Source organism: Frankia sp. AvcI1 (assembly GCF_001420875.1).
GTDB lineage: Bacteria > Actinomycetota > Actinomycetes > Frankiales > Frankiaceae > Frankia > Frankia alni.
In genome coordinates, this window is the sequence record NZ_LJFZ01000014.1 from 98,965 (window position 1) to 123,183 (window position 24,219).

The 24,219-nt window shown below is 73.2% G+C and carries 14 protein-coding genes and 29 pseudogenes; 32 read left to right on the top strand and 11 right to left on the bottom strand.

Features of this window, described 5'->3' with window-relative positions; genetic code table 11:
* The 7 genes and pseudogenes from UK94_RS16055 to UK94_RS76120 form a co-directional block, all read right to left on the bottom strand.
* A pseudogene (locus tag UK94_RS16055) lies at window positions 1–1,162 on the bottom strand (DUF445 domain-containing protein); the annotation flags it as partial.
* Window positions 1,163–1,484: 322 nt separating this feature from the next.
* Complete coding sequence (locus UK94_RS74065) at window positions 1,485–1,796, bottom strand: DUF6343 family protein (RefSeq protein WP_011605523.1); 312 nt, start codon at window positions 1,794–1,796, stop codon at window positions 1,485–1,487.
* A gap of 80 nt (window positions 1,797–1,876) precedes the next feature.
* Window positions 1,877–2,151, bottom strand: a pseudogene (locus UK94_RS54170) (enoyl-CoA hydratase); the annotation flags it as partial.
* A 1-nt stretch (window position 2,152) separates the two neighbouring features.
* Window positions 2,153–2,210, bottom strand: a pseudogene (locus UK94_RS54175) (hypothetical protein); the annotation flags it as partial.
* Window position 2,211: 1 nt separating this feature from the next.
* A pseudogene (locus UK94_RS54180) lies at window positions 2,212–2,274 on the bottom strand (hypothetical protein); the annotation flags it as partial.
* A 1-nt stretch (window position 2,275) separates the two neighbouring features.
* Window positions 2,276–2,412: pseudogene (locus tag UK94_RS54185) on the bottom strand (enoyl-CoA hydratase); the annotation flags it as partial.
* A gap of 6 nt (window positions 2,413–2,418) precedes the next feature.
* Window positions 2,419–2,758: pseudogene (locus UK94_RS76120) on the bottom strand (enoyl-CoA hydratase-related protein); the annotation flags it as partial.
* Between the two features lie 95 nt (window positions 2,759–2,853).
* Between UK94_RS76120 and UK94_RS16070 the strand changes: the two are divergent.
* From UK94_RS16070 to UK94_RS54290, 28 genes and pseudogenes are all read left to right on the top strand, one after another.
* Window positions 2,854–3,861 (top strand): thioesterase family protein, encoded by a 1,008-nt coding sequence (locus UK94_RS16070; RefSeq protein WP_063822651.1) that lies wholly within the window; start codon window positions 2,854–2,856, stop codon window positions 3,859–3,861.
* Between the two features lie 716 nt (window positions 3,862–4,577).
* On the top strand, window positions 4,578–5,139 hold a 562-nt coding region (locus UK94_RS54195), incomplete at its 3' end, for a nitrate- and nitrite sensing domain-containing protein (protein WP_235488219.1).
* 1 nt (window position 5,140) lies between these two features.
* Window positions 5,141–5,327: pseudogene (locus tag UK94_RS54200) on the top strand (nitrate- and nitrite sensing domain-containing protein); the annotation flags it as partial.
* Window positions 5,328–5,355: 28 nt separating this feature from the next.
* Window positions 5,356–6,361 (top strand): annotated as a pseudogene (locus tag UK94_RS54210) (histidine kinase); the annotation flags it as partial.
* Window position 6,362: 1 nt separating this feature from the next.
* Window positions 6,363–7,256, top strand: a pseudogene (locus tag UK94_RS54215) (histidine kinase); the annotation flags it as partial.
* 172 nt (window positions 7,257–7,428) lie between these two features.
* Window positions 7,429–7,848 (top strand): roadblock/LC7 domain-containing protein, encoded by a 420-nt coding sequence (locus tag UK94_RS16080; RefSeq protein ID WP_041939499.1) that lies wholly within the window; start codon window positions 7,429–7,431, stop codon window positions 7,846–7,848.
* A gap of 127 nt (window positions 7,849–7,975) precedes the next feature.
* Window positions 7,976–8,192: DUF742 domain-containing protein (locus UK94_RS54220; RefSeq protein WP_235488220.1), on the top strand; the 217-nt coding region annotated here is incomplete at its 3' end.
* Window position 8,193: 1 nt separating this feature from the next.
* A pseudogene (locus UK94_RS54225) lies at window positions 8,194–8,347 on the top strand (DUF742 domain-containing protein); the annotation flags it as partial.
* Window positions 8,328–8,734 (top strand): ATP/GTP-binding protein (locus UK94_RS54230; protein ID WP_235488221.1); only part of this gene is annotated, 407 nt, incomplete at its 3' end. The pseudogene UK94_RS54225 and the gene UK94_RS54230, both read left to right, overlap by 20 nt.
* A gap of 1 nt (window position 8,735) precedes the next feature.
* Window positions 8,736–9,038 (top strand): annotated as a pseudogene (locus UK94_RS54235) (ATP/GTP-binding protein); the annotation flags it as partial.
* Between the two features lie 921 nt (window positions 9,039–9,959).
* Window positions 9,960–10,171 (top strand): annotated as a pseudogene (locus UK94_RS54240) (LuxR C-terminal-related transcriptional regulator); the annotation flags it as partial.
* 577 nt (window positions 10,172–10,748) lie between these two features.
* A complete protein-coding gene (locus UK94_RS16100) occupies window positions 10,749–11,123 on the top strand; it encodes a TcmI family type II polyketide cyclase (RefSeq protein WP_041939498.1) in 375 nt (124 codons plus the stop codon).
* A gap of 486 nt (window positions 11,124–11,609) precedes the next feature.
* Window positions 11,610–11,867, top strand: coding sequence for an acyl carrier protein (locus UK94_RS16105; RefSeq protein WP_011605513.1), 258 nt, complete (start codon window positions 11,610–11,612; stop codon window positions 11,865–11,867).
* A gap of 79 nt (window positions 11,868–11,946) precedes the next feature.
* On the top strand, window positions 11,947–12,237 hold a 291-nt coding region (locus UK94_RS54245; RefSeq protein WP_235488223.1), incomplete at its 3' end, for an SRPBCC family protein.
* 1 nt (window position 12,238) lies between these two features.
* Window positions 12,239–12,441 (top strand): annotated as a pseudogene (locus tag UK94_RS54250) (polyketide cyclase); the annotation flags it as partial.
* Window positions 12,442–12,516: 75 nt separating this feature from the next.
* Window positions 12,517–12,585: pseudogene (locus tag UK94_RS54255) on the top strand (cupin domain-containing protein); the annotation flags it as partial.
* 1 nt (window position 12,586) lies between these two features.
* A pseudogene (locus tag UK94_RS16115) lies at window positions 12,587–12,986 on the top strand (cupin domain-containing protein); the annotation flags it as partial.
* Window positions 12,983–13,488, top strand: a 506-nt coding sequence (locus UK94_RS54260; RefSeq protein ID WP_268761397.1) for a beta-ketoacyl synthase N-terminal-like domain-containing protein, incomplete at its 3' end; no start/stop codon positions are given. The pseudogene UK94_RS16115 and the gene UK94_RS54260, both read left to right, overlap by 4 nt.
* A gap of 1 nt (window position 13,489) precedes the next feature.
* Window positions 13,490–13,903, top strand: a pseudogene (locus UK94_RS54265) (beta-ketoacyl synthase N-terminal-like domain-containing protein); the annotation flags it as partial.
* 1 nt (window position 13,904) lies between these two features.
* A pseudogene (locus tag UK94_RS54270) lies at window positions 13,905–14,089 on the top strand (beta-ACP synthase); the annotation flags it as partial.
* A gap of 14 nt (window positions 14,090–14,103) precedes the next feature.
* Window positions 14,104–14,209 (top strand): annotated as a pseudogene (locus UK94_RS74070) (hypothetical protein); the annotation flags it as partial.
* 77 nt (window positions 14,210–14,286) lie between these two features.
* On the top strand, window positions 14,287–15,198 hold a 912-nt coding region (locus tag UK94_RS16125; RefSeq protein WP_235488261.1), incomplete at its 3' end, for a beta-ketoacyl synthase N-terminal-like domain-containing protein.
* 1 nt (window position 15,199) lies between these two features.
* A pseudogene (locus tag UK94_RS54275) lies at window positions 15,200–15,573 on the top strand (ketosynthase chain-length factor); the annotation flags it as partial.
* Window positions 15,574–15,770: 197 nt separating this feature from the next.
* A complete protein-coding gene (locus tag UK94_RS16130; protein ID WP_041939495.1) occupies window positions 15,771–16,508 on the top strand; it encodes an SDR family NAD(P)-dependent oxidoreductase in 738 nt (245 codons plus the stop codon).
* Window positions 16,508–16,616: pseudogene (locus UK94_RS54280) on the top strand (antibiotic biosynthesis monooxygenase); the annotation flags it as partial. The gene UK94_RS16130 and the pseudogene UK94_RS54280, both read left to right, overlap by 1 nt.
* Before the next feature lies 1 nt (window position 16,617).
* Window positions 16,618–16,849: pseudogene (locus UK94_RS16135) on the top strand (antibiotic biosynthesis monooxygenase); the annotation flags it as partial.
* Window positions 16,850–16,881: 32 nt separating this feature from the next.
* A pseudogene (locus tag UK94_RS54285) lies at window positions 16,882–16,973 on the top strand (antibiotic biosynthesis monooxygenase); the annotation flags it as partial.
* Between the two features lies 1 nt (window position 16,974).
* A pseudogene (locus UK94_RS54290) lies at window positions 16,975–17,152 on the top strand (antibiotic biosynthesis monooxygenase); the annotation flags it as partial.
* Window positions 17,153–17,452: 300 nt separating this feature from the next.
* Here UK94_RS54290 and UK94_RS54295 read toward each other — a convergent pair.
* The 3 pseudogenes from UK94_RS54295 to UK94_RS54305 all read right to left on the bottom strand — a co-directional run.
* Window positions 17,453–18,111 (bottom strand): annotated as a pseudogene (locus tag UK94_RS54295) (ATP-dependent DNA ligase); the annotation flags it as partial.
* Window position 18,112: 1 nt separating this feature from the next.
* A pseudogene (locus tag UK94_RS54300) lies at window positions 18,113–18,842 on the bottom strand (DNA polymerase ligase N-terminal domain-containing protein); the annotation flags it as partial.
* A 1-nt stretch (window position 18,843) separates the two neighbouring features.
* Window positions 18,844–19,198, bottom strand: a pseudogene (locus UK94_RS54305) (DNA polymerase ligase N-terminal domain-containing protein); the annotation flags it as partial.
* Between the two features lie 1,861 nt (window positions 19,199–21,059).
* Between UK94_RS54305 and UK94_RS74075 the strand changes: the two are divergent.
* From UK94_RS74075 to UK94_RS54320, 4 genes and pseudogenes are all read left to right on the top strand, one after another.
* Window positions 21,060–21,147 (top strand): annotated as a pseudogene (locus tag UK94_RS74075) (oxidoreductase); the annotation flags it as partial.
* A gap of 35 nt (window positions 21,148–21,182) precedes the next feature.
* Window positions 21,183–21,551, top strand: a pseudogene (locus UK94_RS16155) (flavin reductase family protein); the annotation flags it as partial.
* A gap of 149 nt (window positions 21,552–21,700) precedes the next feature.
* A partial coding sequence (locus tag UK94_RS16160) for an enoyl-CoA hydratase/isomerase family protein (RefSeq protein WP_235488225.1) occupies window positions 21,701–22,642 on the top strand: 942 nt, incomplete at its 3' end.
* A 38-nt stretch (window positions 22,643–22,680) separates the two neighbouring features.
* Window positions 22,681–23,089: pseudogene (locus tag UK94_RS54320) on the top strand (enoyl-CoA hydratase/isomerase family protein); the annotation flags it as partial.
* Window positions 23,090–23,114: 25 nt separating this feature from the next.
* Here UK94_RS54320 and UK94_RS54325 read toward each other — a convergent pair.
* On the bottom strand, window positions 23,115–24,170 hold the full coding sequence (locus UK94_RS54325) for an AAA domain-containing protein (protein ID WP_313949520.1): 1,056 nt from the start codon (window positions 24,168–24,170) through the stop codon (window positions 23,115–23,117).
* Window positions 24,171–24,219: the final 49 nt, after the last annotated feature.

The following is a 24,219-nucleotide window of genomic DNA, read 5'->3' on the forward strand; positions in this document are numbered from 1 at the left end:
GCCGCGAGGTCTCCTCGGGCTCCCAGCTCGCGACCGTGTCCCCGATGATCGCGGCGATGTCCCCCTGGTAGCGCTGGACCGCCCGGGCGGCCAGGTCGGACGCGGCCCGGTCGACGGTGCGGCCGAGCTCCGGGTCGGTGGCCAGCCGCGCCCCGAACGCGGCCAGCTCGTCGGTGCCCCGTACCCGGGCGGTGCTGGTCGGATCGGTGGTGAGATCGAGCAGGATCGTCCGCGTCGTCGCCCAGATCGCGGCGACGGCCCGGCCGACCTCCGCGTGCCCCAGCAGCCGGTGCTTGATCTGCTCGACCTGCTCGCCGAGGCTCGGATCCGCGCGCAGGCGGCCGGCGAAGTCGCCGAGGAACCGGTCCAGCGCCTGGCGCACCCGATGCTCCGGGTCGGCGCGCAGCTCGGCGATCGCCTCCAGGGCCTTGTCGTAGGCCTTGATCGCGACGGCCTCGTCCAGCCACTGCGGCGTCCAGCTCGGCGCCTGGTCGACCACGAGCCGGGTGAAGACCTCCGGGTTGCGGGTCAGCCACTCCTGGACCTCGGTGACGATCACGTCGACGAGCCGGACATGCAGCCGGTCGTCGAGCACCCGCTGCAACGCCGCGCCCAGCACCCCCGCCCAGGGCCGCTCGACCACCCGGGGCAGCACGGCCTTCTCCACGACCTCGCGGACCAGGTCGTCGCTCATCCCGGAGATGGCCGAGGTGAGCCGCCCGGCGATCTCGGTCGTCACCCGCTCGGCGTGGTGCGGTTGGCGCAGCCACGACCCGACGCGCACCGAGACGCCGATGCCGTCGACCTTCTCCCGGATCACCTCCTCGGCGAGGAAGTGCGTGCTGACGAAGTTCTCCAGGCCACGGCCGAGGGCGTCCTTGCGCTCCGGGATGATCGCCGTGTGGGGGATCGGCAGGCCGAGGGGGTGGCGGAACAGGGCCGTCACCGCGAACCAGTCGGCCAGCGCGCCGACGACGCCGGCCTCCGCGGCGGCGGCCACGTACGCCACCCAGCCGGGGCCGCCGTGGCTGTGCCAGCCCTGCGCGAGCAGGTAGATGGTGACGACGGCGGCGAGCAGCCCGGTGGCGATCACTCGCATGCGGCGCAGCGCCTGGCGCAGCCCCGGTTCGTCCGCCGTGCCCCGGGGCAGCCCGGGCGGCATCGGCCGTCCGCCGCCCGCCGGCTCGCTCATGGGCCGCCGTCCCTCTCCCGTGCCACCTCGACGCCCACCCGGGCCCACCGGATCCGATCAGTCGATCCTCGGACACCTTATGCGGCCGGAGTGGGACACCAGACGGCCTTGGGACACCGGGCGGCCTCGGCACACGGGGCGGCCTCGGCACACCGGGCGGCCTCGGCACACCGGGCGGCCTCGGCACACCGGGCGGCCTCGGCACACCGGGCGGTCTCGGGATGCCGGGCGGTCTCGGGGCACGCGTGGCCCTGGGACATCGGCCGGAGCCAGGATGTCGCGCGCTCGGCGGTCACGGCCGCGGAGGCGGCGGTCGGCGGGGATGGGAACGCTGGCGCCACCGGCGCCGGATGACGGCCAGGTCGACGACGGCCACCAGCGCCAGCAACGCGAGCACCCCCGCGGCGGCGGGCTGGTCGCGCGAGGCGAACAGACCCGCGGTGACGCCGCAGAAGACCAGACCGAACACGGCGAGCGCCAGCCGCAGCCCGAGTGCGCTGCGGGCCGGCGGTGCACCCCCCGGACCGGGGGAGAGCCGATGCCACCAGCGCCGACGTGGCAGGACGTCCCCTTGGTCGCGCTGGCGCGGCAGGGAACTGGTCACGATCCCCGGTATGCCCGGCCACGCCCGGGTGAACCGGGGATCGTGACCGCTCCGGGCCGGTGGGTGTCCGNGCGGGGGACTCAGTCCGACCGTGGGGGCGCCGCGCGGCCGGGTAGCCGCGCGGTCATCGCCGCCTTCGCCTCCGCCGAGGCCAGCCGCTCCGCGAAGAGCACGCCCTCGACGTCGATGCGTTCGAGCACCGCCGGCGTCCCGCCGTCGTGGAGCAGGGCACGGGTGGCGGCTAGAGCCTGCGGTGGCTGGGCGAGCAGCGCCGCGACCCGGTCGTCCACCCGGACGCGCAGCGCGTCGGCATCGGGCAGCACCTCGGTGACGATCCCCAGCTCCGCGGCCTGCGNGGCACCGAACGGCTCGCCGAAGTACGCAAGCTTCGCCGCCGCCGCGGGCCCGACCCGGNGGGGCAGCAGCAGCGACGAACCGAACTCGGGCACAACACCGAGGTTGACGAACGGAATGCCGANGGTGCTGCGTTCGGTGGCGTACACCAGATCGCAGTGCAGCAACAGGGTCGTGCCGATGCCCACCGCCGGCCCGTCGACCTCGGCGACGAGCAGCTTCGTCCCGCGGGCGACCGTCCGGATGAAGGTCATCGTCGGACNGTCCNGGGCCAGGTCGGCCGTGGCCAGGAAGTCGGCGAGGTCGTTGCCGGCGGTGAAGGAGCCGCCGCTGCCACGGATCCGGACGATCCGCACCCCGGTGTCGGCCTCGGCCGCCGCAAACGCCTCGGCGAGCGCCGCGTACATGGCCTGGGTGAGGGCGTTGCGCTTGTCCGGGCGGGCGATGCGCACCGTGAGCACGCCGTCGGCGACCTCGGTCTCGATCTGGCTGCTCACTCTGGCCTCCTGATGCCGACGGGGTGGTGCCGCGAACGGGCGGTGTTGCGAACGGGCGGTGTTGCGAACGGGCGGTGTTGCGAACGGGCGGTGCCGCCGGCTGACTCGCACTGTGTCACCGTGCGGGGTCCGCGCGAAAGCGGACCCCGGCGGTCCCGTCGGGCGACCCTGACGCGTGGCCCGACCGGGCCTGCCAGGATGAGAATGTGACAGATCCGTGCGAACCCGGCATCCCGCCTAGACCTGCGGCCGACCTGCCGACCCAGCTCGGCCAGGGTGGTCAGGGCGGCCAGCTCGGGCAGGGCGGTCAGGGCGGTGGTCCGCGGCGGGCCGAACGGTCCCAGGGTGAGCTCCGCCGCGAGGCCACCTCCCTCGCCGAGTTGCTCGGGCTGACGGTCGACCCGGGAGAGCTCCGCGGCAGCTTCGTGGCCGACACGCACCTTCTCAACACGCGGGGCACCCTGTGGGGTGGCTGCGGCCTCGCCGCCGCGATCGCCTTCGTCCAGGCCTGCGGCGGCCGGGACTGCGTGTGGGCGCACACCCAGTTCCTCTCTCCGGTGCGCGCAGGGGAAGAGGTGGAGCTGAGCGTCGACCCGGGCACCGGCGGTCTGTCGCAGGCCGTCGTGCGTGCCACGGCGGCCGGACGCCTGGTGTTCCTCGCGGGGGGCACGTTCAGCCGGGTGAGCGGCGTCGTCAGCAGGTTCGGCCCGGCCGGTGACTGGGCGCCGGACCCCGACGGCTGCCCCCCGCGGGAGTACCCGACCTGGCTGGAGTTCCCCCGCGACGGCGTGATCTCCCTGGTCGAGCAGCGGTGGGCGCGCCCGGCCCGGACCGACCTCGACGGCCGGCCGGGCGGCGGCAGCAGCGCGCTGTGGCTGCGCCTGCGACCTCGGTTGCCCCTGGATGCGGCGGTGCTCGCCCTGCTCGGCGACTTCGCCCCGGTCGGACTCATCGAGGCCACGGGGGACATGGCCGCCGGCACGAGCCTCGACAACAGCCTGCGGATCGTCTCGCCGCCGGTCGGCGAGTGGGTGCTGCTGGACGTGCGGGTCGAGGCCATCGTCCGCAACGTCGCGCAGGTGCGCGGGCGGATGTACGACCGCGCGGGGGCGCTGGTCGCCACCGTGAGTCAGACGACGCTGGTCCACCGGGTGCGTCCGCCGTCCCCGGTCAGCCGGGGCGATCACCTGTCGCCCGCCTCGACCGCCCGCTGACCGACAGCCCTGCTGGGCGGGCTGGTGGGCCGAACAGATGACCGCCTGGGGATCGGCGGCAAACGCTGGATTGAAACCTCGGTAGCCGGGGTAGGTCGAGGCGTGCGGCGGGTGCTGTGCAGCTGGACATCGCCGGGNGATGGNGGGCGCGGGGGAGTCCCGGGGGCGGGCTCCAACCCAAGCCGGTGAGAGCGCGTATTGCGACCCGGCCGACGACCACTCCGACGACCCGGTCCCGGCAGGGCGTCCCGGGATGTGCGGATGTGTTTCCGGCAACACTTCTGTGATTGTGTTGCCGCCGTCGGGAGTTCGGTCATCGGCTCNACACCACCGGGCGGACTCCTAGTGCCGGCTCCTGCCAGATACTGCCGATCAGTGCTAGTTCCGGTGCATGGACGTCGCTTGGTCCGGGCTACGTCGACTTTCATTATGCGTAGCTGTCCTATCGCTCATAGCGGGTCAGAACGAATGCCCGTCACGCGGTGCAACGCCGCCATGCTCTTCCGTTATAGACGCCCGCCCCTAACGCAGCCCCTTCATTCACCCGCTAGAGTCGTCGGCGCCCCAGGAACATTCCCCCGATGTTCGGGCCACGCCTCCAATACCCCGGTCCGGGTGTTGTCGCGCGTGGTCCTTCGGGGACAAGACCCGTTGAACTCGAACACTCACCCCGCACATGAGGCGCCCAACTCCCGGGTGCCGGACGAGAGGACCGGATGCTCCAGAATTGGCCCATCCGCTCGAAGCTCGTGGTGATTCTCGTCGTCCCCCTGGCCGCGTTGGCGGTACTGAGCGCGATACAGGTGCGGGGGAACGTCGACAACGTACGGGCCGCGAACCGCATCAAGGCGCTGGCCGCCTTCTCGATCAAGGGCAACGACCTGGTCGCCGCGCTGCAGGCCGAGCGGTACGCGACGAACGCCTATGTGGGTTCCAACTACATGGCCGCCGGCCCGGGACAGGCCGCCGTCGCCGCCCGGGGTCCGGTGGACCAGGCGCTCGGGACCTACAACGCCGGGGAGGCCGGGCTGCCCTCGGGCGCCCGGGACACCCTGGCGGCCACGCTGGCGTCGATCTCCACGCGCCTGGACCGGCTGCCCGCGCAGCGCAAGGCGATCGACGCCCGGCAGGCCCAGGTCGACCAGAACAACACTTTCTACAACGACCTGGTGCGCGACCTCCTTTCGCTCAACGCCAGCGTCACCGCGGGCAGCGATAACGCGTCGCTGGTCAACGGCGCCACCACGCTCGTCGGTATCTCCCGGGCGAAGGAGGAGGNGGCCCAGCAGCGCGGCTCGATCGCCCGTGTGATCATTCTCGGCCAGACGGATTCCGCGACCCTGCGCCAGATCGAGAGCTCGGCCGGCGCCGAGGACGCCTGGCTGCAGCAGTTCCGGGCCACCGCCACCGCGGATGAGCAGGCGTTTTACAACGTCACGGTCGGCCGGACCATCTCCGCCGCCACCNCAATGCGCGACGACACGGTCAACGCCNTTCAGAATGGTCAGCCGCTGACGATTACGCAGCAGAACTGGCTGGACACCGTCGACCAGAAGATCGCGGCGATGCGGCAGGTCGAGCGGAGGATCGCGACCGACCTGGGCTCCACCAGCCAGGACATCGCCAGTTCAGCCACTCGTGACGCCCTGTTCAGCAGTTTCGGGGTCGCGTTGGTCCTGGTCGTGTCGGTCGTGATTTCGCTGCTGGTCGCAAGCCCGATGATCCGGCATCTGCGGACGTTGCGACGCGGTGCCCTCGAAGTCGCCAACGAGCGGCTGCCAGGGGTCGTCGAGAGGCTGCACCGCGGCGAACAGGTCGACATGTCCGCCGAGCTATTCCCGGTCGAAGTGCAGAGTACGGACGAGATCGGTCAGCTCGCCGAGGCATTCTCCACCGTGCACTCCGTCGCGGTGCGCACCGCGGTCGAGCAGGCCGCGATGCGCAAGAGCATCGGCGACACCTTCCTCAACCTGGCCCGCCGCAGCCAGGCCCTCATCCACCGCCAGCTCAAGGTGATCGACGCGCTGGAGCGCAAGGAGACCGACCCGGACGAGCTCGAGGAGCTGTTCCGTCTCGACCACCTGGCCACCCGCATGCGGCGCCACGCCGAGGACCTCATCGTGCTGTCGGGCTCCAAGCCCGCGCGAGGCTGGCGCCGACCGGTCGCCGTCAAGGACGTGGTGCGCGGCGCCGTCGCCGAGGTCGAGGACTACACCCGGGTGAAGGTGATGCCCATCGACGGCGGGGCCATCAGCGGGCACGCCGTCGGTGACGTCATCCACATGCTCGCCGAGCTCATCGAGAACGCCACCTCCTTCTCCCCGCCGCACACCCCGGTCCAGGTCAACGGGCACGAGGTGTCCAACGGCTTCGTCATCGAGGTCGAGGACCGCGGCCTGGGGATGAGCCCGGAGGAGTTCCACTCCCTCAACGACCGGCTGGCCAACCCGCCGCCCTTCGACCTGTCGACCAGCGAGCGGCTCGGCCTGTTCGTCGTCGGNCGGCTCGCCGAGCGGCACGCCATCTCGGTGGAGCTCCGTCCCTCGCCCTACGGCGGAACGATGGCCATCGTCCTGGTGCCGGCCACCCTGCTGCGCCAGCCCGAGGGCGACGGCGACACGCGGTCGGAGGGCACCGCGACCGTGCGGGCGCTGCCCGTCGCCGCCGTGCCCGCGCTCGACGGCCCGACGGTCGACGAGGACGGGTTCGGGGGACCGTTCGTCGACGCGGACGGCAATCTGACCGCCGCCCCCGCTGCGCAGCGGCCGGACGAGGCGCCGGGGGGCCCGGACGAGACGTTGATCGACGACCTGCCGGTCTTCGCGACGGTCCGGTCGAGCTGGTTCGTCGCGGACCGTCCCCGGCACCGTTCGAACGGCCGCCGTCCGGACGGCCCGCCGCGGCCGACCGGCCCGCGTCCCAAGCCCACCCCGGGCGGCGAGCCCGGTCAGGGCGACGGCGACCTGCCCGACCTGCCGACCCGCCGCTCCCGCGGCAGCCGGGGCGCCCCGGAGCCGTACCCGCCGGCCGAGACCGACCGGTTCGGGCCGCCGGAGCCGCCGGCGGACGACGCCGGGCGCCGCCCCCCGTCCCTGTTCGCGCAGCCCCCCGCGGCGCGCGACCTGTCCGGCGGCCCCCTGGCCCGCAACGACCCGTTCACCTCGCCGTTGAGCCGCCCGACCGGGCCCCGTCGCGGCGACACCCCCGGCGCGGGCCAGTCGATAGTCCCGCTTCATCGCCCGGCGCCCCCCACCCGAGCCGGCGACTTCGGCCACATCGGTGGTCCCGGTGGTCCCGGTGGTTTCGGTGGGGCGGACGGGGCGGAGCGTGGCGGCCCGGCGCCGGAGGAGCACACCGAGGTCGGTCTGCCGCGGCGCACCCGGCGGGCCAGCCTCNCACCCCAGCTGCGCCGAGACGGCCCGGACGACCAGCCGGGCAAGCTCGCCGCGCAGCGCAGCCCGGAAGAGATCCGCAGCATGATGTCGTCCTTCCAGAGCAACTTCGGTCGCGGGCTGGCGGACGGTCAGGTGTCCAACGACGGCGACGATGTGGGAGAGGTGACCTGAGATGCGTCCGCTGGGGCCGTCCGAGAACATGAGCTGGTTGCTCAACAACCTCGTCAAGAAGGTTCCGGAAGTCACCTACGTGATCGCCCTGTCCTCGGACGGTCTGCTGCTCGCGACGTCCTACGGGATGGACCGGGCGACCGCCGACCAGCTCGCGGCGGTCGCCTCCGGGTTCAACAGCCTCGCCCGCGGCGCGGGCCGGTTCTTCGGCGGTGGCAGTGTCCGCCAGACCATCGTCGAGATGGACCAGGGCTTCCTGTTCGTCACGGCGGTCGGCGACGGCTCGTGCCTGGCGATCCTGTCCAGCACCGGGGCCGACATCGGCCTCATCGCCTACGAGATGGCCCTGCTGGTGACCAGGGTCGGGGAGTTCCTCACCCCGGAGCTGCGCGCCCAGATGCAGTCCGCGCTGCCGCTGTAGGCGGCGCCGTGGCGGTCGACGGGGGTACGACCGCGAATCTGGCCCACCGGTCGACCCCTGCCCGCACCGACCGGACCGCAACGCTCACCGTCATGGCGGCGGAGCTCTCTCAGGCAGGAGGACCGGTATGTCGCAGGACGAGGAATGGTTCGACGATGATGCGGGTCCGGTCGTCCGGCCCTACGCCGTCACCGGCGGTCGGACCCGGCCCACCAACCGGGCGCTGGAGCTGGTGGCGCTGGTGACCACCACTCCCAACGGACGGCTGATGGGCGCGACGCTGGAGATGGAGCAGCGCTCGATCGCGCTGCTCTGCCAGCGCGTGCAGTCGATCGTCGAGATCTNGGCGCGGCTGGATCTGCCGCTCGGCGTCGTGCGGGTTCTCGTCGGCGACATGCTCGACGCCGGGCTGGTCACGGTGAACCGACCCGTCCGCTCGTCCGACCGTCCTTCCGCCGCCCTCATCGAAAAGGTGCTCGATGGACTACAGGCCCTCTAACAAGGATTCGTGGCCCGACAACAAGGATTCGTGGCCCGACAACAAGGGCTCGTGGCCCGACAACAAGGGCTCCTGGTCCGACCGGGCGCGCTCGCCCGAGACGGCGGCGCCCCATCCGGTAAAGATCATCATTGCCGGCGGGTTCGGCGTCGGGAAGACGACGTTCGTCGGCGCGGTCAGCGAGATCCCACCGTTGACCACGGAGGCCGCGATGACGGCCGCCAGCATCGGCATCGACGACACCAGCTCGGTCAGCGCGAAGACGACGACGACCGTCGCGATGGACTTCGGGCGGATCACGCTCATCGACAGCGTCATCCTCTACCTGTTCGGCACGCCCGGGCAGGACCGGTTCTGGTTCATGTGGGACGAGCTGGTCCTCGGCGCNATCGGCGCGGTGGTGCTCGTCGACACCCGGCGGCTGGCGGACTCCTTCCCCGCCATCGACTACTTCGAGGAGCGCGACATCCCGTTCCTCATCGCACTGAACCGTTTCGACGGCGCCCGCGAGTACCGCGTCGAGGACGTCCGCGCGGCGCTCGACCTCGACCCGCGCCGGCCGGTGGTGTTCTGCGACGCCCGCCAGCGCGAGTCGGTCCGCCAGTCGCTGGTCTCGCTGGTCCGCCATGCGCTTGACGTGGTCTCCGCCGAGTCGGCCGGCCGGCCGAGCCTGCCGCAGCGGTCCGGGTGAACGCCACGGACGACTGTTCGGACCTGACCAGCACGAGCGCCCCGCCCGCGGTGGGCCCGACCGCCCCGCCCCCGGCCCGCCAGGGAGGTCACGATCCGGCTCCCGAGCCGGTTCCCGGGAAGGGCCGAGCGCTCGACATCCTCGGTCTGGACGACGACGCGCTGTCCGCCTATCGGCTCTGGCTGCGCCACGGTTCGCTGAGCGTCTCCGAGGCGGCGCAGATGCTCGGGGAACCGGCGGGCGGCGTCGGCCGGATCCGCGACCGGCTGGTCGAGCTCGGCCTGCTGCTGGCCTCCCGGGACCGGCCCGGACGCTTCGTCGCCGTCCATCCCGAGGCCGGCCTGGACCATCTGCTCCAGGCCCAGCACGAGCAGCTCATCCGCCGCCACGAGCGGCTCGTGCGGGCCCGGGCACAGGTGAGCGTCTTCGTCTCGGACTACCTGGAGGGCCGCCCCGGACCGGACACCGTCGAGGTGCAGCGCATCGACGGCGTCGACCAGGCCCGCGCCGAGCTGCTCACCCTCGTCGGCCGGGCCGAGCGAGAGGTGCTCACCCTGCGCACCCGCCGCGGCTGGTCGGCGGCGCTGTCCGCCGACGTCATGCCGGTCGAGCTGCGGGCGCTGCGGCGCGGGGTCGTGATGCGCAGCGTGCTGCCGCGCTCGCTGCGCCTCGACGAACGGGGCGCCGGCTACGTGCGCACCGTGGCCGCGCACGGCCTCGACGCGCGCGTCACCGACGACCCGCGGCTGGACGCCACCACCATCGACGNCCGCGTCGGGCTCGTCCGGCTGGCCCGCGGCGGCATCGGCACGGGCGGCCACACGCTGCTCGTGCGGACGCCCGAGCTCACCGCCGTCCTGCTCACCCTGTTCGAGCAGGTCTGGGAGATCGCCGAGCCGCTCGGCGGCGGGTCGACGCAGNCCGGCGGCGAGGAGTCCGCGGACGACCCCTCCGACACCGAGCGGCTGTTGCTGCGCCTGCTCAGCCTCGGCGTCAAGGACGAGGCCGCCGCCCGCCATCTCGGTGTCTCCGTGCGCACCGTGCGCCGCATGATCGCGGACCTGATGTCCCGCCTCGACGCCCGCAGCCGTTTCCAGGCCGGCACTCTCGCCTCCCGCCGCGGCTGGCTCTGATCCCGTCGTCGGCGGCCCGCCGATGTTACGGAAAGTAGTGGAATGGTGCGGCTCGGGCGGGGAACAACGAGATCTCGCGGGTGACGACGGTCCCGGCGGCGCTGCCGACCCCACGTGACAGTGCTCACGGGGGCGGCCGCGTTCTCGCCGGGCCTGCGGTCGAGGGCGCTCCGGATGGGCGTGGACGGGCCGGCATTGGGGGATATCCCTGCTGGTCAAGGCCCTACGGTCGGATCGTTGTAGCGGTGTTGTGGCGTGGGNGCGTGTCAGTTGGCACATCGTTGCCAGGGCAGCTTGATGCCAGGCCAATCTCAGGACACCGGCCGCGCCCGGCCGCATGCTCTCGATGAGCCGAATACTGACAATGTCAGGGGGTCGGCGGGTACGGCCGGCGGTCGCGAGTCGGTCGGTGCCCGCCTGCCCGCCCGTCGTCGACGGGCCCCGCAGGCCGCGCGGGCGCACGCGTGGCCCGCGGCGGGTCCGTCTGTCCGCCATCCACCGTGCCGTCGACCTGCCGGCCCGCAGGTCGCCATGCGCGCCGCTCGTCTCTCCTGGAAACCGCCCGAGGAGTCCTTCCGTGCCCGCAGTTGCCGGATCGCAGCCCGCCGCCACACCGTCGGAAAAGCCGACGCACCGCACGCTGATCGTGGCGAGAATGAACCCCGCCGACGCCGACGCCGTCGCGGAGACCTTCGCCGAGTCCGATGCGGGAGAACTCCCCGGCATCGTCGGCGTCACCCGCCGCGAGCTGTTCGAGTTCCACGGGCTCTACTTCCATCTCATCGACGCGCCGGCCGATATCGCGCCGACCGTCTCCGACGTGCGCGGGCATCCGCTGTTCGTCGATGTGAACACGAAGCTGGAGAAGTTCATCACCGCCTACGAACCGGCGACCTGGCGGGGACCGCGGGACGCGATGGCGCGCAGCTTCTACCACTGGTCGGCCGGCTGACCGGCCCGGGTCCACAGCGCCGCGGGCATCGGTCACCCGCGGCCCCGGCCTGCCCCCCGCGAGGGGCGTGCGCCGCCGAGACCTGATCCGCACGCCGGCCCGGCTGGCGCTGGCGGATCCGCACCGGCCGGTCTCGCCGACCCGTCTCGACCCGACCCGACCCGTGCCGCCATGACGTCCCTCCGGGCCCGCGATCGCCGCGGTGCCCAGGGCCGCCTCGACCTGCCCCGGTAACGCCGGCGCGGCGGGCGCGCCGCGCCGGCCACCCGAATGCGCGTAACCGCCTGCTCCGCCGGGGTTGCTGCCTGGCGCCCGGGACCGCCAACGCTGCCGGTCGCTGTCGCCTGCCGTCACTTTCTGTTACTCGTCGCTACCCGCCGTCGCCTACCGTCGCCCGCCGGCTCGCTGCCCGCGGCGGATCCCGGCACAAACATGACGACGACCTTCCCATCGATCCCATCTGCACCAACCCGAGGAGATCGTGACATGCCCCAGCAGTGGACGGCCGACGCCCTGCTCGACTTTCTCGTCGAGCAGGCCGGGCTGCCCCCGGAGGACCGCCCCACCGACCTGGCCGTGACGTTCCTGGACATCGGCCTGGACTCGCTGGCCTACCTCCAGCTTTCGGCGGAGGTGGTCGGCGCCTTCGGGGTGGACCTGCCGGCCGAGATGCCCGACGACTACACCCTCGCCGAGATTCTCGACACCGTGAACGCCGCGCTGGGCGAGCGCGAAACGGTCTGATTTCGCCGGGCGCGCGGACCCGCCGGCCGCCGATTCTCGATCCGCATCCGGATTTCCTTCACAAAACCGGGGAGTAGCCGTGAGTGGGCATACCGACAACTCGATTCTGATCGACGCCGACATCGACACGGTCTGGACCATCACCAACGATCTGCCCACGTGGCCCGACCTGTTCACGGAGTACGCGTCGGTGGACATCATCGAGAGCAACGGGAATACCTTCAAGTTCCGGCTCACCATGCACCCGGACGAGAACGGAACGGCGTGGAGCTGGGTGTCGGAACGGACGCTCGACCCGGTGAACCGGCAGGTCCGCGCCTACCGCGTCGAGACCGGGCCGTTCGAGTACATGCACATCCACTGGACCTACNCCCCGGAGGGCACCGGTACCCGGATGCGCTGGGTGCAGGACTTCCACATGCGCCCGGCGGCGCCGCTCAACGACGAGCAGATGACCGCCCGGATCAACACCAACACCGCCCGGGAGATGGCCGTGATCCGGGACAAGGTCGAGCGGGCCGCCGCGGCCGCGCGGCCCGCCCCGCTCGCCGTGGCCGTGCCGGAACAGGTCTGAGGAGGACGCGACCGATGGCAGCTCCAGTGACGACGACCCCGAAGGTTCTCTGCATCCACGACATCGCGCCCAACNGGCGCCGCGGCGGGGACATCCGTGCCCTGCTCTCCCCGGCGACCGTCGGCTCGACCACCGGCTTCCTCGNCACGCTCACCCTCGAGCCCGGCGAGGTCGTCACCGAGCACTGGCACCCCTACTCGGAGGAGTTCCTCTACTGCGTGCGCGGCCTCGTCACCGCCCGGCTGGACGGTGAGCACCAGGTCCTGGGCGCCGACCACGGCGTGTGCATCCCGATCGGCATGCGCCATCGCATCGTCAACACGGGCGACGAGACCGCGTTCCTGGTCTTCCACCTCAGCCCACTGGCGCCCCGTCCCGACCTCGGCCACGTCGACACCGAGGCGGTGCTGAACCCGGACGCGCCGCACGCCCCGATCATCCAGTCGGGCCCCCACGCCCACACCGTCACCGTCACCGCCGACACCGCCGACACCGCCGACACCGCCCACATCGCCGACGCCCTGTCCGCCGGGGCCAGACGGTGAGCGCACCGAGGAGGACCGCGGTCACCGGCATCGGGGTGGTCGCCCCGGGCGGGGTGAACCGCAAGGAGTTCTGGACGCTGCTGACCGACGGACGCACGGCGACCCGGCGGCTGTCGTTCTTCGACCCGTCGCAGTTCCGCTCCCAGGTCGCCGCCGAATGCGACTTCGATCCGGCGGCGGCCGGGCTGACCGCCCGGCAGATCGCCCGCAACGACCGCTTCGTGCAGTTCGCGCTCGCCGCGGCGCTGGAGGCGGTCGAGGACAGCGGCCTGGACCTGCGCCCGGCCGGCGCCGGCGGCCTCGGCGACGAGGGCGGGGACGGCCCGATCATCGGCGTCAGCATGGGCAGTGCGGTCGGCGCGACGACCCGGCTGGAGAACGAGTACGTCGTCGTCTCCGACTCGGGCCGCCACTGGGAGGTCGACCCGCACTACGCCAGCTCCTTCCTGTACCACGCACTCGTCCCGAGCTGCCTGGCCACGGAGCTCGCCTGCCGCTTCGGNACGCACGGCCCGGCGTCGGTGGTGTCCACCGGCTGCACCTCCGGCATCGACGCGGTCGGCTACGGCGCGCAGCTCATCGCCGACGGTGAGGCGGACATCGTGATCGCCGGCGCCTCCGACGCGCCACTGTCGCCGATCTCGGTGGCCTGCTTCGACGCGATCCGGGCGACCTCGGCGCGCAACGACGACCCGGAACACGCCTCCCGCCCCTTCGACGCCAGCCGCGACGGCTTCGTGATGGGGGAGGGCTCGGCCGTGCTCATCCTCGAGGAGCTGTCGTCCGCGCGGGCCCGGGGGGCGCACATCTACTGCGAGGTCGGCGGCTACGCCTCGCGGTCCAACGCCTTCCACATGACCGGCCTGCGTCCCGACGGCGTCGAGATGGCCGAGGCGATCCGGGTCGCGATGGACGCGNCGCGGGTCGGCGCGGACGACATCGACTACATCAACGCGCACGGCTCGGGCACCAAGCAGAACGACCGGCACGAGACGGCGGCCTTCAAGCGCTCGCTCGGCCAGCGCGCGTACGAGGTCCCGGTCAGCTCGATCAAGTCGATGGTGGGCCACTCCCTCGGCGCGATCGGCTCCCTGGAGATCGCCNCCTGCGCCCTGGNCATCGAGAACGACGTGGTCCCGCCCACCGCCAACTGGGCCACCCGCGATCCGGCGTGCGACCTCGACTACGTGCCGAACATCGCCCGTGATCACACCGTGGACGTGNCCCTGTCGGTGGGCAGCGGTTTCGGCGGGTTCCAGTCCGCGATCGTCCTGTCGACGCCGAACCGGTGAGCGCCCCAGTGGACACCGCCGCCGCCGCCACCCTCACCGCCACCACCCCCACCGCCGCCGCTACCGCGGTCCGGCCGGTCGTCACCGGCCTGGGGGTCATCGCCCCCAGCGGCCTGGGAGTCGAGCAGTACTGGGCGTCGACCCTGCGCGGGGAGCTGCGCGTCGCCCCGATCAGCCGCTTCGACCCGGCTCGCTACTCCGCCCGGCTCGCCGGCGAGGTCGGCGGGTTCGAGCCGGAGGAGCACGTCGACAAGCGGTACATCGTCCAGACCGACCGGTGGACCTGGTTCGGGATGGCCGCCTCCCGGCTGGCTCTGGCCGACGCCGCCTACGACCCGGCCGACCACGACCCGTACGCCACCGCGGTCGTGTTCGGCAGCGGCTCCGGCGGCAACGACTTCGGTCAGCGGGAGCTGCAGCGGCTGTGGACCCGCGGGCGGACCGCGGTGAGCGTCTACCAGTCGATCGCCTGGTTCTACGCGGCGACGACCGGTCAGACGTCGATCCGTCATGGCCTGAAGGGGCCATCCGGAGTCGTGGTCAGCGACGGTGCCGGCGGCCTGGACAGTCTTGCCCAGGCCAGACGGGTCATCCGCCGCGGCACGTCGACGGTGCTGGCGGGGGGCGCCGAATCGGGCCTGACGCCGTACGGGCTCACCTGCCATCTCAGCAGCGGCCGGGTCAGCACCGCCGCCGCGGCGGCGGACGGCTACAAGCCGTTCGACATCCGGGCGAACGGCTACCTGCCGGGGGAGGGCGGCGCGACCCTGGTCGTCGAGCATCCGGCGGCGGCGGCGTCCCGCGGCGCCCCGCACGTCTACGGGGAGATCGCGGGATACGCCGCGACGCACGACGCCGCCGACCACGCCCGCCCGGCAGCGGACGGTCGCTGGCTGGCCACCGCGATGCGCCGCGCCCTGNCCGACGCGGGCGTCACCCCGGACGACGTGGACGTGGTGTTCGCCGACGGCGCCGGCTCCCCGGACCTCGACGCCCAGGAGGCGGCGGCGATCCGGGACGTGTTCGGCGACCGCGCGGTGCCGGTGACGGCGCCGCAGGGCCTCGTCGGCCGGTTGTGCGCCGGCGGCTCGGCGCTGTCGGTGGCGACGGCGCTGCTGTCGATCCGGGACGGCGTCATCCCCGCGGTAGGCAACCTCGACACCCCCGACCCGGGCTACGGCCTGGATCTGGTGCAGGCCCCCCGGCGGGTCCCCGTCCGGGTGGCGCTGGTCAACGCCCGCGGCTACGGCGGCTTCAACAGCAGCCTCGTCGTGCGCGCCGTCGACCCCGCCTGACCGGATCGCGGCCCTGCCTGACCGGGCCTGCACCACCCCGACCGGCCGGGCCCCCACCCCGCCTGACCGGACCCTCACCTCACCTCGCCTGACCGGGCCCCGGCCCGGCCTGCGGGAACCGTCTGAGCTGCTCGACCCACTGGAGCCNCTCGATCCGTTTGACCTGCTCGATTCCTCGACCTAGGAGACAGTCAGCGATGTTCCCAGACCTGGCCGGGCGACGCGCCCTGGTCACCGGTGGCACCCGCGGCATCGGCCGGGCCGTCGTGCTCGGCCTGGCCCGGGCCGGAGCGACGGTCGTCGTCGGCCACCAGCGCCAGACGGAGGAGGCCGAGAGCCTGCGCCGCGAGCTGAAGGACACCGGCGGCGACCACCTGCTCGTCCAGGCGGACGTGGCCGACCCGGCCCAGATCACCGAGCTCATCGAGGCCACCGGCACGCACCTCGGCGGCCTCGACATCGTGGTCAACAGCGTCGGGACGATCAGCCACATCCCCTACGCGGACCTGCCGCTGGACGCCTGGACGCAGGTGCTCGCCACCAACCTCACCGCCACCCACCTGGTCACCCAGGGCGCGCTGCCGCTGCTCGGCGAGTCCGGTTCGGTGGTCAACATCGGGTCGGGCGCCGGCGTCGTCGGCGTGCCGCTGCGGGCGCACTACACCGCGGCGAAGACCGGCCTGATCGGGCTGACCCGCTCGCTGTCCAAGGAGCTCGGCTCCCGCGGCATCCGGGTCAACCTGGTCTCGCCGGGCGTCATCGAGACCGACCAGGCCGCCGGCATGCCCGAGGCCGCCCGAACGGCCTACACCAACCGCATCCCGCTCGGCCGTCTCGGCGAGGCCGACGAGGTCGCCGCGGTCGTCCTGTTCCTGGCCAGCGACGTGTCGTCCTACGTCAACGGCGCCACCTTCACGGTCGACGGAGGAATCTGATGGCATCGACCCCGCCCTTCCGGATCATGCTGACCATGCGGATCCACCCCGGCCGCGAGGCCGAGTTCGAGCAGACCTGGCTGCGCATCGGCGACGCGGTGACCTCTCNCCCCGCCAATCTGGGCCAGTGGCTGATCCGTTCGGAGGACGAGCCGAGCACGTACTTCATCACCAGCGACTGGGTCGACGAGGCGCAGTTCCGCGAGTTCGAGACGAGCGAGCGGCACCTGGAGCACCGCAAGGCGCTGCACCCGCTGCGCGCCAGCGGCTCGATGGCCACCGGCAGCGTCCTGACCCACCTGGCCGGCGCGGCGTCCCTGCCGGTGCCGGCGGCCGGCTAGCCGTGGGAGCCGGCGAGGCGGCGGTCCGGGTGATGCTCTGGGCGGTCGATCCGCCCGACGACCCCGGGGCGGTGGAACGCGCCTACCATGCGATCAGCTCCAAGCTGGTCGGCACTCCGGGACTNCTCGGCAACACGCTGCAGCGTTCGGCGGCGGACCCGTCCCGGTACGTCGTGGTGAGCGTCTGGTCGGGCGTGACCGAGTTCAGCGCCTGGGAGCAGGGGGCGAACCACCGCGGGACGACCTCCCCGCTGCGGCCGCTGCAGGATCCCGAGCGCCGCCCGGCGATCTACACCGAGGTCGNCGCGTATGGCCCGCAGGGGCCGTTCAGCGAGGCACCCGCGGNCTGACCCCCGGCTGCCCGCGGGCCGGACCCACCGCCCGGGGGCACCACAGTCGCATGGCGTCGGCCGCACCGTCTGGGGCAGGCGGCGCGGCCGACGCCATGCCATCCCCCGCCCCCGCCCCCGTGCCCGCCCCCGTGGAGCGCGTCTGGTCCGAACGGGAGTCAGGGCCCGAACGGGCTCGCCTGGTCAGCCTCAGTCGCCGGATGGGTGGCTGGTCCGAGTGCGTGCTGGTCGCGAGTGTGGGTCGGTCGGCTGGTCAGGTCTCCTCCATACGGGCGGTGTCGGCGGGGGAGATGTCGATGCGCAGCCCTTGGAAGGACGGGTGACGTAGCCGGCCGTCCGTCGTCCACGAGGTGAACTCGACCTCGGCGATCAACTCGGGATCCACCCAGACGGCGCCGCGAGCGACCTCGGCGGGGACATCCCGAAGCGGAGGGTCCGAGCGGCGCAACGGCGCCAGCAACGCGGCCAGCCGGTCGAGCGTCGCTTCGCTGAAGCCGGTGCCGACCTGCCCGGCGTAGCGGGGGCCGGCCGGCGTGGCGACACCGACGAGCAGGGCCCCTATCCGGTCGGCGCGCCGACCGGTGCCGGGCTCCCACCCGCCGACGAGCACACTCTGCCGTCGGACATGCCGCACCTTCACCCAGTCCACCGACCGCCGACCGGGCTGGTAGGGGGAACTGCGCCGTTTGGCCACGACCCCCTCCAGGCCGGCGGCGGCGCTCGCCGCCACGACCTCGTCGCCCGTACCGACCAGTTCCTCGGAGATGCGCAGCCGCCCGCGGTCGGCGAGGTCGGCCAGCAGCGCCCGCCGCCCGGAGTAGGGCCATGCGAGGAGCGAGTGCCCGTCGAGGAACAGCAGGTCGAACACCAGGTACCGGACGGGAATCGTCGCCGCGGCACGACGCGCGATGGNCGGCGTCGCGATGTGTACCCGGTGGCTGAGCAACTCGAAGTCGGGCGTACCCGCCGGGCCGAAGGCGACGATCTCCCCGTCGAGGATCACCTGGGTGGCGCCGAACGCCGGGCCGAGCGTGTGCAGCTCGGGGAAGACGTCGGTGACGTCGTGCCCCGAGCGGCTGCGCAGCCTGGGCCGGCCGCCGTCGACGAAGGCGAGTGCCCGTACCCCGTCCCACTTGACCTCGTAGGCCCAGTCGTCCCCCTCCGGCGGTGCGGCGGCGGGAACGGCGAGCATCGGTGCCATCCGGCCCGGCATCGGCGTGCGTTCGGGGTCGCCCGGCGGGTCCATGCTGTCCCGCGATTCCGTACCCCCCGGCAGGTCCGGGCTGCGCGCCGGGTCTGTGCGGGCCGGCCGGCCCGCGCGGCGTGGCTGGCCCGTGCCGTCTGGATCCGTGTCGCCTGGGTCCGTGTCGCCCCGCGGGTCCATCCGGTGAACCATCCAGTTTCGGTCCCCCCGGTCCGACCTCTGGTCCGATCCGGTCCCCCCGCCGTGGGCGCGTCCGGTGGCGAAGAACGCGTAACGTCCCTGGACCCGCTCGCCGAGCAGCGTCACCTTGACCTTCTCCGCCGACCAGGACTCCAGCCGGTAGCGGCCACGGTCCCAGACACTCACCTCACCGGCGCCGTACTCCCCCTTCGGGATGGTCCCGGCGAAGTCGGCGTAGGCGAGGGGATGATCCTCGGTGNGGACGGCCAGATGGTTCCTGCGGGAATCCGTCGGCAATCCGCGGGGCACCGCCCAACTGACCAGGACCCCATCCCGTTCCAGGCGGACATCCCAGTGCAGCCGGCGGGCGTGGTGCTCGTGGATCACGAACCGGTCGCCGCGGCCGTTCTGGTCGTCTCCCGTGTGATCGGGCGGCGGGGGTGCGGGGGAGGTCGGGCGCTCCTGCGAACGGGGGGTATGCCGGGCGCCATCGTCGCCCGCATCGGCGAGGGGTGACACGTCCGGTTCGGGGGTGCGCCCGCTGTGCCGGCGAGACCGGTACTCGGCCAGCCGAGACCCTCGCGCGTGGTCGCCACCGGCGTCGTCACTGCCCATCCGGGCGGTGTACCCGCCCGCGACCGCGTTGCGCAGGACGGTGACCCTCCCGGNCAGGTTCCGTGACGTCCCCGTTCGCCGAGGTCTGGGTTCGCCGAGGTCTGGGTTCGCCGACCTCGCTGTTCGCCGACTTCACCGCCTCCCCGGCACCGCGGCCGCCAGGGGCACCTCAAGGCTGCGGCCCCGTGCCCACGTCCGACCTCGTCCTGCTGTGACGGATCGTGTCGGCTGTGGGATTGGCCGGCGCCGCTGGGTGGCGATCCTGCCTCTCGGTGTAGAAATGCGCGGTCCGGCCCGAATGCACCCGCGGTGCCCGGATGCACCCCGCGGCCGGCTGGCATCCGCGCAGCTCCGGGCGGGGTTCGTGGTCGCGGGTGGCGAACCGGCCGTCGTCGGCGCGGTGGGATCGGGGGAATCGGATGCCTGACTCGTCCGCGTTGGACGTTCTGATCGGCCTCGCGCTGCTGTTCGCCGCGTTCAGCCTCGCCGTCTCGCGGATCAACGAGGCTGTGCTCGGCCTCGTGCGCTACCGGGGCCNCCGCCTCGAGTCGGAGCTGCGCAGGCTGCTCGGCGGCCGGCCGCCGGGCAGCGCACCGCCCGATCCGGGGGCCCCGCCGCCCGTGGACGTCGCCGCGGAGATGCTCGACGGGCCCCTGCGGGCCATGCGTATCGCCGGCCGGGACGAGGCCTCGGCGAACATGGCCGATCATCCGCCCGTACAGCGCACCTGGGCCGCGGTGAGCCGAGCGCGCCGGCTGCGGCTGCCCTCCTACGTGCCGTCCACCGCGTTCGCCCGGGCCCTGCTTGATCGGGTCGACCCACCCGCCCGGGCCATGCTCGCTCAGCTACGCCCGGACGGGCTGCCCGCGCACATCGCCGAGGAGACCCGCGAGGCCTACCGGGCCGCGTACGAGGCCGCCCGGCGCTCGCTGGACGAGGGGACCGCCCGGGCGCTGTACGCCGCGATGCCGGCGGACCACCCGACCGGGCGGGTCGTGGCCGCCGCCCTGGTGTCCGCTGTCGGCGGCGGGACGGTCGGCACGCTGGAGGACGGNCTGGCCGCGTTGCCGCCCTCCCTGGCGAAGGAGGCGCTGACCGCGGNGGTGGTCCGAACGNGCGGTGACCGCGAGAAGATCGTCACCGAGCTGGCGCAGTGGTACGACGAGGCGATGGACCGCCTGTCCGGGTGGTACAAGCGGCGGGTCGCCGTGTTCCTGCTCGCCTACGCGATCGTTCTGGCCGCTGTGTTCAACCTCGACGCGGTGTCCATCTCCCGCACGCTGTGGCAGGACGGGACCGTGCGCGACGCGGCGGTGACCGCGAGCCAGAGCCAGCTCGGCCAGCCCGCCGACGCCGGCTCCACGGGCGATGCAGGTTCGGGCGACGCGGGGTCCAGCGGTGCCGGGTCCGGTGACACGAAGGACGCCACGCGGTCCGGCGACCAGGCGACCGGCGGCACCTCCGACTCCGGTGGGAGCGACGCCGGTGGGGGCGACGCCGTCGAGATCGCGATCAGGTCGGTGCGGGATGCCTCCGGCCTCGCCCTGCCCATCGGGTGGGTCCGGGCGAGCGACGACCGCGACGACCCGAGGGAGGTTCGCCACACGGTCGGCGGCTGGGCGCTGAAGATCGCCGGACTGGCGATCTCCTGCTTTGCCCTCACCGCCGGTGCCCCCTTCTGGTTCGAGCTGCTGGGCCGGCTGGTCAACATGCGCGCCGCCGGGCCGAAGCCGCGGTCGGCCACCAGCGGCTGACCGCACGGGCGGCCGGGTCGCGGGTCGCCGGTGGTCCGGGCGGGGCAAGGTCGGGTAGTCCGCGTGGGCGTTGACCAGGCCGCCCGATGGGAGGAACGTGACAGTCGATGACCGAGCCCAGCGTGTTTCACGAGGCCGTGAGTGCGATCAGCTACCCGATGGTGATCGTGACCGCGGCGGCGCCGGACGGGGAGCNCAGCGGCTGCCTCGTCGGCTTCCACACCCAGTGNAGCATCGAGCCGGCGCGGTACCTGCTGTGCATCTCGCAGGCCAACCACACCCACCGGATCGCCCTGGCGGCCAGTCACCTCGCCGTCCACCTCCTCGACGAGGCCGACGAGGGGCTCGCGACGCTGTTCGGCGAACAGACCGGGGACGAGATCGACAAGTTCGCGCGCTGCGCCTGGCGACAGGGCCCGTTCGGACTGCCCGTCCTCATGCAGCCGCGCGCGTGGTTCGCCGGCCCCGTGCACACCCGGGTCGGCGTCGGTGACCACACGGCGTTCGTTCTCGAACCGGTCGACGGTGCGGCCGGCAGGCCGTTCACCCAGCTCGGCTTCCAACAGGTCCGGGACATGCAGCCGGGCCATCCCGCCTGACGGCGTCACCCGACGGCTTCACCCGACGGCCTCGCCCGAGGCGAGTGCGGGCTCCGGCTGCGGTCACGCCGTAGCGGTGCCCCGCCGCCGGCGGTCCGGCGAGGTGGACTGCGCGAATCCGCGGCGCCGGGGCACTAGCGTCATCGTCCGTGAACACTCCTGTGCCCGGGCCGGCCGCGCAACCGGTCGACGCCGACCCGCTTGTCGTCAGCCCCAGCCCGGTGGGGCCAGACCTGCTCGACGGTCTGGACGGCGTGGGTGGGCGGCGGGTCACCGACCCCGAGGCAGTGCTCGCGGACCTGCAGTCCGATCCGGAGGCCTTCAGCCCGCTCGGGGGCCGGCCCATCCTGATCGTCGACGCCGCCTCCCCCGCGGCGATCAGGGTCGGCGCACTCGGCCGCCGGCTGCCCTGCGTCTGCGTCGCCGTGGCCGAGGATCTGCGGTGGGTGCCCGACGGCATCGCCACCTGCGGCTTCGACATCCTGCTCACCGACGAGCCGGGTGCGCCGCGACCGTGGGTGACCGCGCCGGACGGGATCGACGCCGCGGTGGACGCGCTGGCCGCCGCGACCGCGGCGAACCCCTACGCCGCCGTCGCGCTGGTGCAGTTGCTGCGCGTGAGCACCGGTATCGACGTGCGCGACGCGGTCGTCGCCGAGTCGTTCGCCTACTCGGCGTTGCAGGCCGGCCCGGAGTTCGCCGGCTGGCTGGCCCGGCGACGGGCCCGGCAGAGTGCGCGCGCGGCGGCCCGGCCGGGGTTGGACCCGGCCGCCGCGGCCTCCGCCGCCGCGGTCCCGCCCGCCGACAGTGCGCCCGCGGCCGACGTGACGACGGACCCGACCCCGACGGCGACCGCCGGGACCGCGACACCGGGAACTCCCGGAACTCCCGGAACTCTGGGCACTCCGGGCACTCCCGGCACTCCGGGGACACCGGCGGCCTCGGCGGCACCGGGGTCGACGGCGGCACCAGCCGTGTTGGTCGAGCGGGACGGTGCGGTGCTCACGGTCATCCTCAACCGGCCGCGGGTGCACAACGCCGTGAGCATCAGCCTGCGTGACGGGTTGGTCGCCGCCTTCGGGCTGGCCGCCNCCGACAGCGAGCTCGCCGAGATCCGGCTGGCCGGTANGGGGCCGTCGTTCTCCAGCGGCGGCGACCTGACGGAGTTCGGCACGATGCTCGATCCGGTCGGCGCGCACGCCGTGCGCACCACCCGCAGCATCCCGCTGGGGCTGCTGGCCACCGGGCTGCCGGTGACCGCCTACGTCCACGGGCTCTGCATCGGCGCGGGGGCGGAACTGCCCGCGTTCTGCGGCCGGGTCGTCGCCACCCCTGACGCCACGTTCCGGCTGCCCGAGGTGGCGATGGGGCTCGTCCCCGGTGCCGGGGGAACGGCGAGCATCCCGCGGCGGATCGGCCCGCAGCGGGCCGCCTACCTGATCCTGCGCGGGCATCCCATCGACGCCGAGCAGGCGTTGGCCTGGGGGCTCGTCGACGAGATCGCCCCGCGGGCGGGCATGCCCGGCGCGGACCGCTGACCGAGTGGTGACCGGGCGGTGACGTTCAGTCGCCCACATCCGGGTGGATGTCGAGCTCGGCGAGCCGGCGCCACAGGCCGTCGAGCGTGCGGGTGGGATGGCGGTAGAACTCGGAGCCGCGGATGCGGATGAACGTCCAGCCGAGCCGCTCCAGGATTCGCTGGCGGCGCAGGTCCGCCTCCCACTGGTCGGGGCCGTGGAACCGGTCGCCGTCGCATTCGACGGCGAGCCGGGGGCCGCGGACGCGCCCGGCGCCCGTGCCGTCGGGTGCCGGCGGACGGGGTGCTCCTTCGACGACGAGGTCGATGCGGTAGCGGCCGACGGGGTGCTGGGGGCGGACCCGGTAGCCGCGGCCGAGGATCTCGCGCAGGACGGCGCGTTCGAACTCGCTCTCGCAGCGGTCGACGAGGCGGCCGGTGGCCTGCGGCGTCGCGCCGGCGTAGGTGTATTCGATGAGCTGGCGGCGGATGTCGTCCTCGCGCAGCGTCGCCGGGTCGACGGTGTGGAACACCCACATCTGGTTGCGGGCGCGGCTCGCGGCGACGTTGACGCGCTGCAGGTCACGGCGGCGAGTGGCCGCGGAACGGTTGTCATCGGCGACGACGGAGACGAACACGACGTCGCGCTCGTCGCCCTGGAACTGGTACGGGTCGCCGACGCGCAGCGCCCGCCGGGAGAACTCCCGCTCGCCGAGCCGCTCGACCAGGGCGTGTTCGATGAGCCGGGGCTGCCCGGCGCCGAGCAGGGTGACCACGCCCATCGTCATCCCGTCGTAGGCGGGGTCGGCGCAGCAGGCGAGGACCTGCTCGACGATCGCCTGTGCCTCCGCCGGGTTGGCGTCGCCGAAGCGGGTCTGCGTCCGGGCGCCGTCGGTGACGCGCACGGGGCGCAGCGCGGCGCCGATCGCGAGCTCCGGATCCTCCCGCAGCGGCAGGATCTGATGGTCGTAGAAGCGGTTGGAGAATCCGATGATGTCGGGCAGGCAGCGGAAGTGCTCCTTGAGCACCACGGTCCGCGGGAACACCCGGGCGGCGGTGTCGTAGAGGCTCGCCTCCACGTCGAGCAGGGACCGCTGGGCCACGTCGGGCAGGTGGGCGTCGATCAGCGCCCCGACCCGGGCCCGGTCGATG

Excerpts from the sequence above, each read along its gene's own strand:
- UK94_RS16130 (WP_041939495.1), top strand. The coding sequence starts at position 15,771 with ATGTTCCCAGACCTGGCCGGGCGACGCGCCCTGGTCACCGGTGGCACC.
- UK94_RS16080 (WP_041939499.1), top strand. The coding sequence starts at position 7,429 with ATGCGTCCGCTGGGGCCGTCCGAGAACATGAGCTGGTTGCTCAACAAC.
- UK94_RS16105 (WP_011605513.1), top strand. The coding sequence starts at position 11,610 with ATGCCCCAGCAGTGGACGGCCGACGCCCTGCTCGACTTTCTCGTCGAG.